The sequence below is a fragment of the Paenibacillus soyae genome (genome assembly GCF_024623455.1).
In the GTDB taxonomy this organism is placed as follows: domain Bacteria; phylum Bacillota; class Bacilli; order Paenibacillales; family Paenibacillaceae; genus Pristimantibacillus; species Pristimantibacillus soyae.
Map to the genome: position 1 here is coordinate 1 of NZ_JANIPJ010000032.1, position 18,632 is coordinate 18,632.

12 protein-coding genes are annotated in these 18,632 nt (G+C 45.3%); 4 read left to right on the forward strand and 8 right to left on the reverse strand.

The window, feature by feature from the left end:
- The first annotated feature begins 740 nt into the window (after positions 1–740).
- From NQZ67_RS27860 to NQZ67_RS27875, 4 genes are all read left to right on the forward strand, one after another.
- On the forward strand, positions 741–1,409 hold the full coding sequence (locus NQZ67_RS27860; protein WP_257452449.1) for a hypothetical protein: 669 nt from the start codon (positions 741–743) through the stop codon (positions 1,407–1,409).
- Between the two features lie 501 nt (positions 1,410–1,910).
- Entirely contained in the window at positions 1,911–2,432 is a 522-nt protein-coding gene (locus NQZ67_RS27865; protein WP_257452451.1) for a hypothetical protein, read from the forward strand.
- Positions 2,429–3,823: a hypothetical protein gene (locus NQZ67_RS27870; protein ID WP_257452453.1), complete on the forward strand. Its 1,395-nt coding sequence runs from the start codon at positions 2,429–2,431 to the stop codon at positions 3,821–3,823. The genes NQZ67_RS27865 and NQZ67_RS27870 overlap by 4 nt, the downstream gene beginning before the upstream one ends.
- A gap of 46 nt (positions 3,824–3,869) precedes the next feature.
- Complete coding sequence (locus NQZ67_RS27875; protein WP_257452455.1) at positions 3,870–4,283, forward strand: hypothetical protein; 414 nt, start codon at positions 3,870–3,872, stop codon at positions 4,281–4,283.
- 104 nt (positions 4,284–4,387) lie between these two features.
- Here NQZ67_RS27875 and NQZ67_RS27880 read toward each other — a convergent pair whose 3' ends face one another.
- From NQZ67_RS27880 to NQZ67_RS27915, 8 genes are all read right to left on the reverse strand, one after another.
- Entirely contained in the window at positions 4,388–7,141 is a 2,754-nt protein-coding gene (locus NQZ67_RS27880) for a DEAD/DEAH box helicase (protein WP_257452457.1), read from the reverse strand.
- Positions 7,142–7,148: 7 nt separating this feature from the next.
- Positions 7,149–8,405, reverse strand: coding sequence for a hypothetical protein (locus tag NQZ67_RS27885; protein WP_257452459.1), 1,257 nt, complete (start codon positions 8,403–8,405; stop codon positions 7,149–7,151).
- On the reverse strand, positions 8,395–9,174 hold the full coding sequence (locus NQZ67_RS27890; protein ID WP_257452461.1) for an OmpA family protein: 780 nt from the start codon (positions 9,172–9,174) through the stop codon (positions 8,395–8,397). The genes NQZ67_RS27885 and NQZ67_RS27890 overlap by 11 nt, the downstream gene beginning before the upstream one ends.
- A gap of 17 nt (positions 9,175–9,191) precedes the next feature.
- Positions 9,192–11,063 (reverse strand): hypothetical protein, encoded by a 1,872-nt coding sequence (locus NQZ67_RS27895; RefSeq protein ID WP_257452463.1) that lies wholly within the window; start codon positions 11,061–11,063, stop codon positions 9,192–9,194.
- Positions 11,064–11,235: 172 nt separating this feature from the next.
- Positions 11,236–14,373, reverse strand: coding sequence for a type I restriction endonuclease subunit R (locus NQZ67_RS27900; RefSeq protein WP_257452465.1), 3,138 nt, complete (start codon positions 14,371–14,373; stop codon positions 11,236–11,238).
- An 18-nt stretch (positions 14,374–14,391) separates the two neighbouring features.
- Complete coding sequence (locus NQZ67_RS27905) at positions 14,392–15,603, reverse strand: restriction endonuclease subunit S (RefSeq protein ID WP_257452467.1); 1,212 nt, start codon at positions 15,601–15,603, stop codon at positions 14,392–14,394.
- Positions 15,593–17,116, reverse strand: coding sequence for a class I SAM-dependent DNA methyltransferase (locus tag NQZ67_RS27910; RefSeq protein ID WP_257452468.1), 1,524 nt, complete (start codon positions 17,114–17,116; stop codon positions 15,593–15,595). The genes NQZ67_RS27905 and NQZ67_RS27910 overlap by 11 nt, the downstream gene beginning before the upstream one ends.
- 14 nt (positions 17,117–17,130) lie before the next feature.
- The gene (locus NQZ67_RS27915) at positions 17,131–18,558 is read right to left on the reverse strand and encodes a restriction endonuclease subunit S (protein ID WP_257452471.1); all 1,428 of its coding nucleotides are present in this window, start codon (positions 18,556–18,558) and stop codon (positions 17,131–17,133) included.
- Positions 18,559–18,632: the final 74 nt, after the last annotated feature.

The following is an 18,632-nucleotide window of genomic DNA, read 5'->3' on the forward strand; positions in this document are numbered from 1 at the left end:
TTTCCTAATCATCCGCACTCACCTGCTTTTCGTTATGACTCAATTATACAGAAAAAAAGGTACAGCCTCTTCAATTTAATTGAATGACTGTACCTTTTTCTATGAGATGGACTTTTTCAGTGGCCTCGCATTTAAGTGGCTTCTTTTTATTGCTTTTTTGAAAAAGGTATCAATTTTCTTTTAGAAAGCATTACATCTTTGTATATAATTGGAAGCAATTGGAAACCAAAAGTGCGATTCCAATTTGGATTACAGAGACGACCATTGAATCGGAGTTCCTCACCCTACGGCGATGAATATCATTCTCTATAAATTATCGTTTCTATTCAGTAAAAACCGAATGGCAATTATTATTCTAGTAATTTTGTCCATTTTAGGCCATACCGTCCCTTATACCTATAGAGGGAGATTAAGCAGTTCATGAAAGGAGCTGAGCAGATGTACGACACATCATAGCGTAAATAATAAATTGATGCACTTCGATTAAGAAAAACTTTTTTCAAACAATTTTGTCCATTTTGGACCCTTTCGTCCCTTATACCTATAGAGGGGGATCAAGCTACCCTAAGAAAGGAGTTGAGCACATGTATGACACATCATAGCGGGAATAAAAAATCGACGCACATGGTCCAGATGCACGTCGATTAACTCAAGCCCTTCAAGACATTGGGTTACTGCTAGTATAGCATGTAACCCTTGCAACAACCTATCTTAAAAAATTTAAAAAGGGGTTTTATTCTATGTTTAATTCTTTTATTAGCAGACAAGATACAGTCGTAACTATTAATGGTACTTCCCGTGTAAGCGGAGGCGAAACTGGTGACATCGTCAACATCGATACTGTCACTACTCTGACCCAACCGCCAGGACAAGCCCTTACACTGGTTCTTCCGGCCATTACAAACGATCCGCAGCGTGCTTATATCCGAACGCTGGACGAGCTGGACAATAAAGCCGTATTCCAATCGCCAATCTCCACCGCTCTCCTCGATGCTGACATGGATGATGCGCAGCGTACAGCTCTTGAGGCTGCCATCGCTGCCAATGAAGCACAATGGGAGCAGATCCAAGTGATGGCATCCAGCATCCAAGTTACGAAAATCGACCTTGGCGCGAACGACCAGGAGTTGAAGTTTTTCCTTCATAAGACGCTGCAGCCAGACGAAAGCGGCATCTACACGATTAGTTTCATTGCACCATTCAGCAACCTTACACCAGCGAATGGCTTTGAAATGTCGCTTGTAATTATCTTGCCGCATGGCGCTCGACCTGTCGGGGATCCGGAAGTCTCGAATCCAACAGGTGGACCACTTCCAGAACTTCGTAGCAGTGGTGATCGGGTCGGCCGTCACATCTTCGAATACTATATGCGCCAGGATCCAATCTTCACCGTGCGCTATACGTACTAATAGCACGGTAAAGGAGAAGTGATATACACAACATTAATTTCCTACCAGCTCATATCTAGCACCTACTGAAATTGTGTTACAGGGGACATATCCATGTCCCCCCTTTTCCTCATTTTCTCTGAGAGTCACTCCACGGTGTATCAAATTGAAGATTATTGTCCTCATGGTTTACACACAAAAAGGCTATTATGTTGGTGTGAATGAAAAGCGTACATTTCGAAATAGCTATGATTACCCGTTTGGCTCCCTCGCTGTTTACATAGTTTGATTTTACTATATAGAGGGTTTTCCCTCCGCAACCCCCTTACTTTTTAGCTACTCAACATTAGTAGAGAGAACAGGCCCATTTGCCTACAAATAAGACTTCTATAATTTCTTTTTAAAGTCTCGCCTCCATTCCGAGAACAAAAATGGTACAATGTTCCTATGTTTTCAGAATGCGAGATAAAAGAGTTTACTTTTGATCGCAACCACCTTACCAATGAAAGAGGCGGAACAAAAATGGCGAAACTACTGTATAAAAATGCGGAAGCATTAATTCCAGTGCAAAAGATCGTGTTAGAAGCCGGCGCGGCGGTTAACGATAAAGCACGGACGATTAGAACGAGTGACATTCCCGATGTACTAGGCGCCGTGGCAGGCATTGGCGTTGGCGGAGCAGCGGGCCTAGGCTTATTGTCGATTTTGGGCGTATCTGGATTAAGCGCAGCAGGGATCACCTCCGGACTTGCGGCCGCCGGTGCGATTGTCGGGGGCGGTATGGTAGCAGGAATTGGAGTGTTGGCGGCACCTGCTGTTATATTAGGGGTAGGCGGATACGCCCTGCTTGCCTCGGGCAAGAAAAAAAAGCTCGCTCAAGCCAAAGAAGCTCTCCTCCAAGAAGCTATCAGGAAACATGATGCAATCATCCGTCAACTAAAGAATGAGCTTAATGCCAGTGAAGAGCGAATTACGTATTTGAACACTCTGAACTTGCTATTGCAAGGAGCAATTAAAGATCTAAAGGCAGACCTTGCGCTATGAGCGCGGATTACAATAGAATCATCACAAGTAAGGATCAGCAACATCTTAATGTGTTGAGAAACCAGGCACAGACTCTAAAAAACATACAATCTGATCTCGATAGTGTTCGTCACAAGACGGAACAGTCGATCAGCGATTCCGAAGCTCTATTGCAAAGTCTTGGTATTGCAATTCCTACAACCGCAAACAGACAACCTCATAAAAAGCCTCCAGTTGCAACTAATCTACAGGTCCGAGATTGGGAGGATATTCTCTCTGATGCTGAGCTTGGTACTAGTGACAACGCAGTATTTCTGGATATTCTAAATGTGGAGGAAATTCAAACGGTTGAACGCAAAATTAGTGGGCTACGTGCAGAATTTCTAAACGTCCATCGATTAGACAAGCTCGACTGGGCTATATGTGGTGTAGCGGGGATACTTGCGGCTATCATCGACGTTTTCCTTGTCAAAATGCCGAAGCACCCGGGCTTTCTAGGAGGAAAGGGTAGCCAGGGAGGTGCATTGTCTAATTTCGTCAGGGAGAAAATCCAGGCCGGCTTGACCCCCGATCAGATCAAACAATTAGAGAGAGACAATTGGGCTCCATTCGATGCTTCGCATTCCGGTAGTTTGGGTGAGAAGGTTGCAGGACTGGGTGCGCGTACCCATCGGTATCAATCGTTAGGCCATGACCCCATTTTGGGCTTTATAGTCGGCACGATGGATATTCTGAAAGGACAGTTCACTGCTGTGGACAAGTATGGAAAAATAATTGTACAAAACATTGATACCACGGGTAAGGATACGGTAGGCATGAATATATTTGAAGCACTAGCCCGGGTCTTCGGGCACATGAAATCAGATGTCGCCACCTCAGCCGGACTTCCGGTACCATTAATGCCCCTCTTTCAGTTCATGCAATTTGGGCGGATTGGAGAGCAGGAATACACCATAGGCGAAATGTCGCGCATCATGTATCGCCAAGGCTATAATTTCACACACTTTCTGTCCATGTCCATTCCTGTCATTATGATCGAGGTGATCGTCAGGCTTTGCTATTTTGCCAAAAGGATGTATGAGGGTCACGGCTTCCTAGAATCCATTCCGTTCAGTACCAATCCGAGCAAAAATCCGAAATTACAGACGATGCTATTCTCTGCACATCTCATCGCAACTTCTGTCAACGCGGGCAAAGTAGCGGTAACAAAAAATCCACTGGCTATCAATTACCCGCAATGGACAGCATTTTTTAAATACGGCTTCCAGCACATAAAGTGGGTAGCTTATGAGAAGGAGCAGGAAATGTTGAAACATGTTCAGAAGGACATCGACCAAAGCTGGGAGCAAATCAACGCCATGCTGGAAACCTCATGGGGATTGATCTCGAATAAGCCCATCATCACGTTATAGCGTACTTAAACTTGAGATGCCTAAATGAATTATTTGGAGATGAATTATGCAGACTCCCTGTCGAAAATGTAGCGGTACTGGGTATTTACCTCAATATAACCACATTGATGGGGGTAAATGCTTCCCATGTAGTGGAACCGGATATATCTCTAGTCAGTCTGCTGAGATAATCCCATCTTCTTATAGTGAAGATCAGTTTCATAAAACCATTATAATGAAAGAGAAACAAGAAGAGCTGGCCCTCTTAAGATCTTTAATGAAAGAAACCTTCAAGAAGCTTGATGATGTTTTTCATCAATTAAATACCTTGCAAAGCAACCATTCTGAATTTGGAAGTACTAATGAATACACTGAGTATATTATAAAAAGTAAAGCTCTTGAGAATAAAAAAAGAGAATATCAAAAACAAATTAACGAAATTCAAAATCAGGTTGAGGCCATTCAAAGGAATTTTGACTAATTGCTTTAGAGTGTGAATTCAAATAAGTATAGCCCTGATTTTCCACGATTGTGAAAACAGGGCTACAGATTCCATCTAACTCGCTTCAATTCTATTGTTTTATACTAATTAAATAACTGAGCCATCACTTCATTCTCCACATCCAGTTTCCGGCTAGATACTACGATAGAAGAGGCCAACTCTTGCTTCTCACTCAAGATCCGATGAACAATCTGCTCTACCGTACCCGACCTCAATACATTTTCTGTATCCGTAACAATAGGATAATACACCTGTACAGGCCTCTCCTGCCCTATTCGATAAACACGATCCGTGGCTTGATTCTCTACAGCGGGATTCCACCATCTCGTGTAATGAATAACATGATTGGCTGAAGTAATCGTAAGACCCGTGCCGGCTGCCTTCGGCGATAATATCATGACATCGAATCCTGGGCGATTATTAAACTGATTAACTACACTCTGGCGTCTTTCCGTCATTCCATTAATAATGGCAGGATTTATGTCAAAGTGATCACGTATAGCCTCTCGAAGCAACTCTTGCATCTGCCTTAGTTCTGTAAATACTAGGACTTTCTCTCCTCGTCTTTGAACTTCGCGAATTAATTCAATCGTCTTGGCTAGTTTGGGGACTGACTCGACAGGAAGTCTTTTGCATTGATCGAGTACCAGCCCCGGATGGGAGCATAATTCTCGTAAGATCTGAATGGCTTGTAAACCGGACAACTTCTTTCCCTTCACCTGTGAAATAACCTCAGAATACAATTGCCTCTGCTCAATACCAAGCGGTATCGGATAATTTTCGGCAACCTTATCAGGAAGTTGCCCTTTAAGCTCCTCTGACTTTGTCCGCCTCTTATACACCATTGAGATACGTGCTAGTAACTGTTGCTCAACTTCCGATTCTCTGTTATCCGATTCAAGCTTATCAATAAATTCCTTCTTGAACTCACTTAGGCTACCTAGTAGACCTGGTTGTACATAATCCAGAATGGACCAGAGCTCGCTTAATCCATTCTCAACAGGTGTCCCTGTCATGGCCAATCTGAATCTAGATTTCATCGCTTTAATAACTTTACTAGCTGCTGTAGAAGGATTTTTTATGGCTTGTGCTTCATCGCATATGACAGCCTGCCACTCGACTTGTCCAAAAGCTAACTGATCGCGTACAAGCGTTTGATAGGTGGTAAGGATTATTCCCGTTTTCTTAAGAATCTCTGGATCCTTTATTCGCGAGCTTCCCCCATGAACGTAGATCTGTCTTGCAAGAGGCAGTGCAAACTTCTCAATCTCTCCAACCCAATTTTCTAACAAAGTTTTGGGTACTACGATAAGAGTGGGCGTCAACCTTCCTCTCTCGAACAAATAAGTGAGCAGCGATACCACTTGAATCGTTTTTCCAAGACCCATATCATCAGCAAGCAGCCCACCCAAATTTCGATAATGGAGTGACTTCATCCAAACAAAACCATCCTGCTGGAATGGCTTCAAGGTGGCGGTGAACATACTTGGCGGTGTTTTATCCATGACTCCGGCATCAACCAGTTCTTGTTGTGCGTGTAAGATAGGCTGATTAAATTCGAGCTGTCCTATATTCTCAAAAATCTCGAGAACATAAGGCAACTTCGTCACATCTATTCGATTATCGGCGCCAAGCGATTGCTTCAATTGGGTAGCGGCTTCTGTGAATGCCCCCAAATTAGGAGGAAGTTTGACCCAGTTTCCATCAATTTCAAAATATTCTTGGTCAGAGGAAGAGGAGTCACCGCCAAATAAGGCCTGAAAATTGTCCGTCGTGAATGACTCCTGTACTTCACCTTCATAGTCAACAACCGAAATACCTGACTCCAGCTCGAACCAACCTCGCCCCTTATCTGTTGCATGTACATAAGGTTGCGCCTTATACACTCTTATACCAAGCGATTTCACACGCTCTCCAAATAGGGATAAATCTAATCCCTCTACTTCAGGCAGGAAGGCTTCAGGATTTTCAGCGAATCTCGGAATATCTTGCCCGCGTATGGGATCACGCTCACGTATACTCGTTGCTTTCTGTAGAACATCAGAAGAAACGAATACTTTCCCGTTGGTTGGATCGCTAGCGTAGCTATAATTCCCCTCGCTCATTTTATGAAGCAGTTCATGGGGAATTTCATCCTTAGATAAGTATTGGGGGCTCAAATCAATTTGCTGTCCATCATACTGAATATCAATATTGAGCTCATCCACGAATTTATATTCTTGCTTTTCCAAATAGCTGTCCATCGCGATATTTTGTCGTCGAGCAGCCGACCGCACTTCCGCGACGTATTGAAATACTCTTTCTTTATCCATGCTGTTTGGCGCGTTATCAATTAATTGCTGCAACTGATATTGCTCCGGGGACATTAATAGCCAACTACGATCGGGTAGTCGTAGCCAAGGCCCAATCCTTTGTGCTGTCCGCTCAAGGTGTGTCCAACTTCCATGCTTTTTCTCTAATACAAACCTAAAGTGAGGGGTACCAATGGCCCCCTCGTGAGCTAGAAACAGTTCCAATTGTGCTGGTCTAGGAATATCAAGCATATCGAGGAGTTCAACTGGCATTTCAGCGAGTGTTTCATACGGTAGCAGGTAACCTTCTGCCGTCTCAACTAATCCCTCTTCGTACCACATGGCTTCTATGAGCTCTAGCGTCTCAAGCCCTGGTTGCTGTCTTAACTCTGCAACTGTCATATTAACAGGAAGCGTAATTTGACCTTTTTCTTGCCCCCGGTATAGTCGAATGGCCAGTCCACTCTCATGCTTTTCGAACTTCCACTCCACAGGGTGGTAAAGCGGTTGCTGTGATTTGCCGGAAATGCGATTCCACCAGCTCATATTTTACTCACTCCGCATAATCATAGTATCCGTCCATGTATTCTTGCATGTGCCTTGTAAACTTGGCTGTCCAAGTATCAAAGAAACCGTGATGACCTAGCTTATGAATATATAACGGTTCACCGTTCTTGGTATAGTTCATATTCTTCAATAGGCTTTCTTTAGCAGTTACACTTCTCGAGCTAAACTCAGTGCCTGTTGTTTTGCTCAGTATAAATTTGTTGAATCCAGCTTTGTGGTAAAAATATGCTGCACCGATATTACCGAACTCTACGACCACGATGTTTTCAAAATAAATAAAGGCGACCTTAGGGTCATTCCTCCCCTTTAATTGAATAACATCTTTGATGTAGTGCAGGTACCTCTTCCAATATTCAAATCTCTGGCCGACATCGCCCTCAAAAAATTTCTTCAGCTCAATTTCTAAGAGCCATCTTTGCACTTGCTGCATCGCTTGCTCACTGAGAAACTCCCAATCTGCGATTCTCTCACGAGGATCGTGAAGTCGAACGATCGCTTGTTCGAGCAGGTTCGAATGGAACTGATTATGATTGCGGGCTTCCAGATACACTTTCATCACTTGTTGATAGTCATGTATAGGATAGCGATCGAGCAGTTGACAAATAAAGCCTTCACCATCGCGCCGAATCATTTCGTCACTATGCATACCTTCAAGAAGCATGTTGTATAAGACATGATTTTCTAACGGGGAATCCGCTTTTATCTTCACAGCTTTAAGTACATGTTCCACTTTCACGGTCACTCCGCGTAACAATTCAACTAACCCCTTGTTAATTCCTGATCTATTTATCAATGCAGCCTTCATACCGTCAATCAACTTGCTGTTACTTAAGTCTAGAAATCCGAACTGATCTACGGCAAAACATCTTCTCAGCAAGTCCTGGACAAACACATTCTGAAACTCGTGCTGAAAGATTCCCCAGACGTAATTTCCAATCGTAGAGCTATAACGATGGCAAATCAAGAGATTGATTTTTTTCTGTGTTTCATTAGACTCTGTCTGGTGAGGGAACTGATATAATAGCACCATAATATCGGTTTTCTTAAGCTGCGTTGCTAATGATTCAATTTCTGTCTCTGGCGTCCCTCTAATTAGCTCCAGTAATTTGGGCAGGCGCATTCCGCTTATTTGAGAAGCTGTTAGTAAATCGATATCTTCATAGCGTTTCTGTACGCTCTTCCTTGTTTCCACCAGCTTCTTCGGAGTAAAAGTAAAATTGAAGATATAAGTGTTATTGTCCATCTTCCACCATCAATCCTTCTAGCTTCTCCAACAGCTGTTCATCCTTTAACCGGAACTTGAACTCAACACGCCTTGATTTATCCAAATCAATTTTCCCATTTTGATCAAGGATAGGTACACTGAAAGATCGTCCGTTAGCCGTGATTACGGCCTTCAGCTGCTCTTGAAATTGAAATTTCGGAAAGGCGGGATCGAACACTTGTTGGACAACCGATAACGCCCGGTCCTGGGATAGCTTAAGGTTATAAAGATAACCTCCGTCAGTATCCGTATGACCTTCTACAATGATTTGCGAAATCTCGTCCCGGAACTGTTCAGACAATAATATGTTTATATACTCAGGAATGAACTGGATAAGATACGCGTTGCCATTCGATGATACGGTGCTGCTATCCTTGTCGAAGAATACCCCGCCAGAGAACCGAATGGCTCCCGTCTGCGGGTCTATTTCCAAATCCAAATTGGAGTCCTTGAACGCCGCAACCAACTCTTGAATAATCTTTGACTTCACACCAACCACATCTTCGATCAGCTGATTTTTCTCATTGATTGCTTCTTCCTTCTGCTTAATGGCCTCCGCTGTTTTCTCCATCGCTTCCGACTGTTGCTCATAAGCCTGCTGCGTATCGTACATAGTTACCATAATGACTAGAGCAAATATGATAAGTAATGCCGACATGAGATCTGTGTAAGATATCCAAGAGCTCTCTTTCTCTTCTTCGTGTACAGCAGAAGAATGACGCTTCCAACTACGAAACCCTCTCGCCACCGCTTATCTTCCCTTCCTTACATATTGGACGCGGCACGTTTTGCCTGTTTGTTAATTTCAGTAACCGATTGCTTTAGTTCCTGAATAATCTCTGGTAATTCGACAAGTCCATCACGCATTGCATCCACGCCCTTGGCCAACAGATTAACAGACTTCGTCAACTCTTCATCGAACTGTTCGAATGTACGCATAATGCCCCGATGCATATCATCCGTGAACTGATTCATCGAGGTTCCCAGTTGCTTGTTCATCTTCGTCATAATATCGCTGTTTTCTTCCCATACCGAAGTCATCACTTGGACTCGTTCATCCATAGCCTCGACTTGTCCTACCATATCTTCTTGGATTTGTTCAACTAGCTCATCGACACGTTCGCGTTCTTTCATCGTCAGCTCGAGCAACTCTCCAACTCTTGCTTGCAGTTCTGTAAACAACGAAGCATTATTCTCGAATCGTACAACGAGCTTCTCCAGCTCAACGCCAGATTGTTTGGCAAGTACCGCTTGGTCAGCAAGCGCTGCGGCAACCATCTGTTGACTATCCGCCATTCCGGTCATGCTGCCAAGATTCTGCTCCAGATGTCGTTGAATATCGGCTTGTAGCTGAGACTGTGCTACAATCGTTTCCACATTCAACTGCAGTCTTCCGATATGATCCTCAAAGTGATTGTGGAATACATTCCTCTCTTCGATCATGCGATCCAGGAGACCCGTCACCGCAACTTGCAGCTCACTGTTCTTGGCAGTAGTATCATTCAACTGAGCCACGGTACCTTCCAACACCTGCTGATAATCCGTAATATTCTCCGTGTAGTTATGGATTTCACCAGTTAGAACCGTTGTCTTCTCCACCATTTCCGATTGATGAATGGCTGACTGCTGCATAGATTCAACGAGAGCACTCATCTGCTCATGAACACGCTGCTGCCACTCAACCGTCGATTGAAGGGCATCGCCTAGGTTTTTCATATGTTCGCCTGTGATTTCATTTAACGAGCTCATTACCTCGGCCGTCAGCTGCTTAACCCCATCCATTTGATTAGCACTGGCATTCGTAACGAGCTCACCCATCAGAGTTTGGGTCTGTTCAAGCGGAGGCAATATGGACTGGTTTAAAGCTTCTGTGAACCCTGTCATCATTTGCGGAATTAAATGCTCCGACATGAACACCTGAAAGTCCTGCATGTGCTTTTCCTGATTTTGAAGCATCCGGAATAATACCGTGCTTTCTTCTTGAGTCGGGAATGCTTCATCCATACTTTGACGAATGACATGAAAGCTATCTTGTAGAGAAGGCAGAAATTTTTTCTTGTCTATGTACTGCCAAATACCCGATAATGCAATACCCGACATCGACGATAAAAACTTGACGGTCATACCACTAAGTAGTATCCCGATTCCACTCTTCATTGCAGCTGAATCCCCATTCGGATCTAGGCCCGACACACCGGTAGCGATACCTAGAAACGTTCCGAATATACCAATAGCCAGGAAGAGTCCCGGAACTAGCTCTGCAAGCTTCCGGCTGCCATACTTCTGAACAAAGCTTTCTTCATGGAAGTAATCATACACGTCCGGAGTAACGCTTACCCCGCTGCGCTGGTAGTCCATAAACTTCTTATAGAACATTCTCCAGCTGGGCTCGATACATTGGGTGACAAACTCGCTGGATTGCTGCTTCTTAACCCAATCATCCATCTGATTAAATCGTTCGACAAGATCATCGACCTGCTTGAGCTCTTCCAGTTTAGCGGCTGTAACAGCTGCTTCTTGTTTCGCTTTTGCATACTTCGGATATATTCTAAAGTATTGATAGGTCCCGAAAGCTATCATTCCTGCTATGTATGCCGCAAAAAAGTACCCCGATGTAAATATCGACATGAATCCCATTCCATTCATTCCTCCATGTTGAAGTTTTTCCCTAATGAGACTTTCGACGCAGAAGGAAGTAAATCCTTTTTACTAGCTGGCCTACCGTCGACAAATCAGTCGTTAATTTCTTGCATTTCAAGCAAAAAAAAGGCGCTGTACGAATGGATCCGTACGTTGCGCCTGTTATGAATCAATATTTAAAATCTGTCGTCTCCGCAGATGCCATCAATTCAGCCTGCTGCAAGATAAGATCAATCGCCAACTTCTCCAAGTCCGGCGGATAACCGTATTTCTTGAGCAGTCGTTTCACCGTTATTCTCATCTGTGCCCGCACATTCTCGCGAAGTGTCCAGTCTACTTTAATGTTGGCCTTAATCCCTTGAGTTAGTTCATGGGCAATCTGCTTCAACATCACATCGCCCATTAACTCCTTTGCGGATTCATTCGAAGAAAGTGCATCATAGAAGGCAAGCTCTTCTTTAATCAGCCCAAGATCTTCCCCTCTCTTGACGGCAGCATTCATCTCTTTGGCCATCTGGATCAGCTCTTCAATAACCTGCGTCGTTTCGATCGTGCGGTTATTATACTTGCGCACGGCTTCTTCGAGCATCTCCGAAAACTTCCTGGACTGAACAATACTTGTTCTGGACACGGCCTTCACTTTGCCTTGCAACAGACGGCGAAGCAGCTCGACCGCGAGATTTTTCTGTTTCAATCCGCGAACATGCTCCAAGAATTCATCTGATAGGATTGCGATATTCGGCTTCTGCAGCCCCACTGCTTCCAGTATATCGACGACCTCGTCAGATATGATCGACCTGGAGATTAATTGATTCAACTGCACATCCAGTTCGCTTGTTGTTTTCTTCTTGTTCTGCTCGGTTATGAGCTTCACGATACCCGATTTAACCGCTTTGAAGAAACTGATCTCCACGTTGACCTGTTCTGCCGCGACGGTAGTTGCGCATAAGGAAAACGATCTCGCTACTTCCGTTGTCCAGTTAAGGAAGTTTCGTTTCCCTTCTTCTCCAAGCCCCAATACATAGTCGACTGTTTCCACAATCGCTTGCATCCGCTCGGAGGCCCGCTCAGACTTGAACTTGAGGTAATCGTGACCATGCAGCAGTTCGCGAATGAGCTGAAGTTTCTCCAACATGAAATCGACTGCTTGATCTGTATCGATGCCGGCCGTTCTCCGGTCATTCTCCGTGTACTGTTGAAGAGCGGATTTCAGCATATCCGCAATCCCGATATAATCGACGATAAGTCCACCAGGTTTGTCGCGGAACACTCGATTGACGCGAGCAATGGCCTGCATCAGGTTGTGACCTTTCATCGGTTTATCGATGTACATCGTATTCATGCTTGGCACATCGAAGCCAGTCAGCCACATATCACGTACAATGACGATCTGCAGAGGATCGTTTAGGTCTTTCATCCGTTTCGCCAGATGTTCCCTGCGCCGTTTGTTCCCAATATAAGATTGCCATTCGGCCGGATCGCTGGAACTGCCTGTCATAACGATCTTGATCTTGCCTTCATTATCGTCGTCGCTATGCCAATCTGGACGCAGAGCAATAATTTCTTTGTACATATCGATCGCGATACGACGCGACATCACGACGAGCATGGCTTTGCCGAATCCCGCCTCCCCACGCTGCTCGAAGTGCTCGACAAAATCTTTAGCGACTTTCTTAATCCGCTTCTCCGAACCAGCCAGCGCCTCAAGTCGCGCCCAACGCGACTTCAACCGTTCGCGTTGCGTGTACTCCTGGTACTCCGTAATCTCTTCGTATTCGCTGTCAATGATCGGACGTTCCGCATTCGAAAGCTCCAGACGGGCGATTCGACTTTCATAATAGATTTTCACAGTCGTACCATCTTCAACGGCCCGCGTCATATCATATATATCGATATAGTCGCCGAAGACGGCAGGCGTGTTTTTGTCTGTCATTTCGACTGGCGTACCTGTGAAACCAATATATGAAGCGTTCGGCAAGCCGTCGCGCATATATTTGGCATAACCGTATTTGACAGACGCTTCCTCTTCGCTCGTCACCATCTCCGCCTGGAAACCATACTGACTGCGATGTGCCTCATCGGCAATGACAATGACATTGCGGCGATCCGTCAAGATGGGATACTTATCTTCCAGATCATCCGGCGTGAACTTATGCACCGTCGTGAAAATAATGCCGCCCGACTCAACAGACAGCAGCTCGCGAAGATGAGTGCGATTATCCGCCTGCTGTGGCGTCTGCCGGAGCAGGTCCTTCGATTTGCTGAATGTGCTGAACAATTGATCATCCAGATCATTTCGATCCGTCACCACAACAATGGTCGGATTGTCGAGCGCTTGAACCAACTTTCCGGTGTAGAATACCATGGACAAGCTTTTACCCGAGCCCTGCGTATGCCAGATGACCCCGATTCTGCGGTCGCCTTCATCCATCGTCGCCCGCTCCGTGCTTGCGATCGCTTTGTTCGTCGCATGAAACTGGTGATAGCCGGCCAATATTTTGTACAGGTGCTCACCATCGGTCTGATACAAGACAAAGGAGTGAATCAAATCGAGCAGGCGGCTCTTCTCGAACATTCCTTTAATCAACACTTCGAGCTGAGGGATAGAGGTAGGGGCTACATCGCTGCCATCGATAGTGCGCCACATCATGAAGCGGTCTTCGTCCGCTGTCAATGTCCCAACCCGCGCATTCACGCCGTCACTAATAATCATGAACGAGTTGTACGTGAACAATGACGAAATTGCGTTTTTGTACGTTTGTACCTGGTTGTACGCTTCACTGATGCCGACTTCTTCATTCGAAGCGCTCTTAAGCTCCAGTACGGCAAGCGGCAACCCATTCACGAACACGACAATATCCGGTCGCTTCTCGTTGAGTCCTTCCACTACCGTGTATTGATTGACAACAAGGAAGTCATTGTTCGAAGCCCTGTCCGGATCCCGGTCGAACAGCCAGACCTTCTCCGTCGGATATTCGCCATTCACCGCTTTGTACTGGACATCAATGCCGTCCGTAATCATCTTCTGAAACGCCTTGTTGTTGATCAGAAGACTTGGGCTGCGCGGCACTTCGATGATTCGAATCGCTTCCTCAATCGCTTCGCGCGGAATTTGCGGATTAATACGAATGAGCGAATCCCGCAGCCGTTCAACCAGAATGACCTCATCATAGAACTGCCTTTCGGGATATTCACCTTCCGGTGATATTTCCGGTCCGTAGGCCTTGCTGTAGTTCAACTCCTCGAACCATTCAAGTGCTGCTTGTTCCAAGTCGCTCTCGGCATAGGACGTGATATACTGGGCCATCTGTGCACCTCCTTCGGATTAAGGTTGCTCCACCGGGACTCGAATTTCTCCGGACATGAGTTTGGGGAGAAGGATGTCTCTGATTTGAGCTAATGTTCTATTATTTAAAAATGAGCGTGACATATTTTCGCTAAAGATATCATAAATAGCAGAGAACTTTTCCATCACCTTGTCCTCTGGTATTAAAATTTTAATTTGTTTAATTGCCTCTCTTCCCAATTCCGTCTGCCCCGTGCTACCGGTTGATGAATGTTCAAATACCGACTGCATCCTCTTTAATAAACAGCCCATATACCCAATGACTTTTTCATTATTAGGACGTATTATTGTCACATGTGAATCAACTGTATAGTCTACGAGGTCATCAATTACTTGAGCAACTCTCCCAAGCGTCCCCACTCCTGTTGAATTAACTAGAATATCCCCAAATTGAAGTTGTTTATCTGCGGGTACTTTACCTGAATGGCCTCTTGATAAGGAAATATTCAAAAAACCATTTCTAATACATTTTTGATTTATTACTCGCTTCTCTGAACTATCGTCATATTTGGGTGCAATCCCTCTAGTAACAACACTAGAACAATTTCCAATATTATCAGCTTTCCAACCTATCGGAATCAACCCCAACTCACTTTCCTCAAACACGCCACCGCTGGACTTATAGGGTTCCCCATTTTCATTAGGAAACTCGAAATCTACAAACCAGCGTTTAAATAGTGCTTGGGCCATTTCTTCAAGGTTTTTATTGATAGCGTTGTTGAGTTCGATTTTGTCATCAAGGCTTTTTAACAATTTAGATATAGCTCTTTGCTCTGATAGAGCAGGTAGTGTAATTTTTATCGAATTTAAACTAGCCTTTGAAAGCTTTGGTTGAACTGAGCCTGTAATATAGCCGCCGATGTCTTCATTATTAATAAGGTAATAAAGGAAGTACAGATCCGACATACTATTGTTCTGCAAAATGTGCGCATGATTATTCACCCAAAACTTACCTTTCGCTATATTGGCCACATTTTGTTTTCTTGACTTAAGATTCTCTCCATCTTCGGCAATAAGTAAATACTCACCGTCGAAAAGGTAATTATCAACATAGTCTATTATCCCCTGCGCTCCATAGTACGGATATATCTTATCTAATTTTTCTCTATCTCTCGATGACAATGGTATACGTTTATTATTAAGGTTTACCGAAACATCCTCGAGTTTCGTAATCTTCCACTCAGAACTCAAACCCAATCCCCCCAAGCCGCTTGCGGATTTCATCTTCTAGTTGTCGAGACTTAGCGAATTGCTCTGCCAATTCCGATGTCAGACTAGCCATCTTCTCCTCGAACGGCTCTCCGTCTTCCTCAATATCTTCGATGCCGACATAACGTCCCGGCGTCAAAATGTACTCATGCTCTTGCACTTCAGCCAACGTAGCCGATTTGCAGAAGCCTTTCATATCTTCGTATGTCCCCGCTTCTTCTTGACCGCGCCACGCGTGGTAGGTGTCTGCGATTTTCTTCAGATCATTTACATTAAGCTCCCGATGCGTACGGTCAGCCATATAGCCCATCTTCCGCGCGTCAATAAAAAGAATCTCTCCTCGGCGGTCACGCATCCCTTTCGATGCCTTATTCTTCGCCAAGAACCATAAGCACACTGGAATTTGCGTCGAGTAGAACAGCTGCCCAGGCAAGGTGACGATACAGTCGACCAGATCAGCATTAACCAGTTTACTGCGGATTTCCCACTCGGCTGTCGTGCTGGTCGACATCGAACCATTCGCCAGGACAAAACCCGCCACGCCGCTTGGTGCCAGCTTGTTCACGATGTGTTGAATCCATGCGTAGTTTGCATTCCCTGCAGGCGGGATGCCATATGTCCACCGAGCGTCTTCCGTCAGACGATCGCCGCCCCAGTCGCTAATATTGAACGGAGGATTCGCCAGTATATAGTCGGCCTTCAAGCTCTTGTGCATATCGTTGTGGAACGTATCCGCGTTATGATCGCCCAGATTTCCGTCAATTCCACGAATAGCAAGGTTCATCTTGCAGAGCTTCCAAGTAGTCGGGTTCGATTCCTGCCCATAGACAGCGATATCCCCAATTCGCCCCTGATGCTCTTCTACAAACTTCTCGCTTTGAACAAACATGCCCCCGGAGCCACAGCATGGGTCATAGACGCGGCCCTTGAACGGTTGGATCATCTCAACGAGCAAGCGAACAACACTGTTCGGCGTATAGAACTCTCCGCCGTTCTTCCCCTCTGCACTGGCGAACTTACTCAGAAAATATTCATAAACGCGGCCCAGCACATCCTTGGCGCGACTTTCCTTGTCCCCAACTCTGAAAGAAAACAAGTCAATTACTTCGCCAAGTCGTGTCTTGTCCAGTGTCGGTCTTGCATAGTCTTTCGGCAGCACACCCTTAAGTGATGCATTCTCCTTCTCAATGGCAATCATGGCATTGTCGATCAACTGCCCGATTTCAGGTTTCTTCGCACTATTCTTAATGTGGTTCCAACGCGCCTCTTGCGGTACCCAAAATATATTATCGGCCGTATATTCATCCCGGTCTTCTGGATCTGCATACGGCTCTAGCTTCAGCTTCTCGTATTTCTCCTCAAAAGCATCCGATACATATTTCAAGAACAACAAGCCCAGTACCACATGTTTGTATTCCGCTGCATCCATGCTGCCGCGCAGCTTGTCGGCCATGCTCCATAACTTCTCTTCGTAACCAATGTTCGCTGTTGACATTTGCAAACTCCTCTTCAGAATAATGCGTTATAAATATCGTTTTTAGCCTGTTCCCATCTTGCATTCGCTTCTATCATAACAGCTTTGTAGCGTTGCTTCTCCCCCAAATACTGGTTGACAAGCAGCTGCTGCTTTTCTTCCGAAACCGTTGGGATTTCGATCTCTCCAACATCTGAGGGATTTAGGTTCATAACCGTTGTTCCACGCTGGAAGCTTTGAATAAACGCCATGCCTGTCGGACTCTCCAGGAAAATCCTCACGAATTGAGCCAACAATTTCGACTTGAATCGAAGCACGATAATGTTGGCTGAGGCAATAACCATTTCTTCGCTGTCAGGGAAGATGGCGAGCTTAATCACGGTCCCTCTGCATGTCATGACCAAGTCGCCGGGAAGCACTTCATAACGTTTTACCTTCCGCTCTTCCTCATCGATGAGTTCCAGCCCTTCCAACCTAACTTCACCATCCTCCAGGTTGGAAATATTCAGCACTCTAATCTTGCCTGACTTTAATTCCTGCTTCGAGATCGCCTTCCCCCGGAATATATCTGCCATGCTGCGAAGCTTCTCCTTCGGCATGGCCGCCTGCTGGAATGAGCGCAGCTTCTCTTGTTCTTCGTCGAGCAGCAGATCGATCCTCCAGTTATCCCATAGCTGGAATTGATCCGGAGGAATCACTTCTTCCCGGTCAATCTCCAGCCTCTGCTTCTTGATGACCAATCTTCCTATCCGAACCTCTCGTGGACTTTCCTTGCCGAATTCCACTTGATATGTTCTAACCGAGGTATAGGGACGAAACAATCCGTCTGGAAGCGTATAAATCGATTGCACAGGTGCATCCGAGTTCATCTCTTGTCTCCAGTCCGCAATCGTTCCTGCTTGGAACATCATGCGTGGCGGGAACGTAACGCTTATTCTACCTCTCTCCTGCAGAATAGGGAGCAAGAAACTGACAGCCGCCCCCTCTGATTCACGAATCGAGATTTCATCTTCATCCTGAAGTTTCAGACCAAAGGTTGGAATGGACAGAATCGCGTCAAATCTTTGTTCCAATTGCAACGGTTGGTAGATGGTTCCCTGAATCACGAACATTCGAGGATTTTGTTCAAAGTATATGTTCAATAACCGACAGAGCATGTAGTTCTCCGACAGCAACGTGATGTTTAGGTCTCGCATGTAGCATTTGGTCTCGTATAAACCTTGCAAAAACTTCTCCGTCTCCGTAATGAGAATGGAGCTGTACTGGTTTTCATCGCACATTTCGACAAAACGTTCCATAATGCCAGGATGGGCCATAAGCGTACCGGTTATCCGATCCTGTTGTAGCGTGCGGAATGCATACTCCAATAGGTCCAATTCTTTGCCCGCATCGTAAAGCCTGCGGAACAGATCCCGGTCCCCCGGGAAATGCCCCAATTCCCGTTCGCCAACTTGCTCTTTCATCCATAAGAATAGCTCCTCTGCGCTTGCCTCCTGTTCCCACTGGATAGTCATATGCCGCTCAATCGATTGCCTGG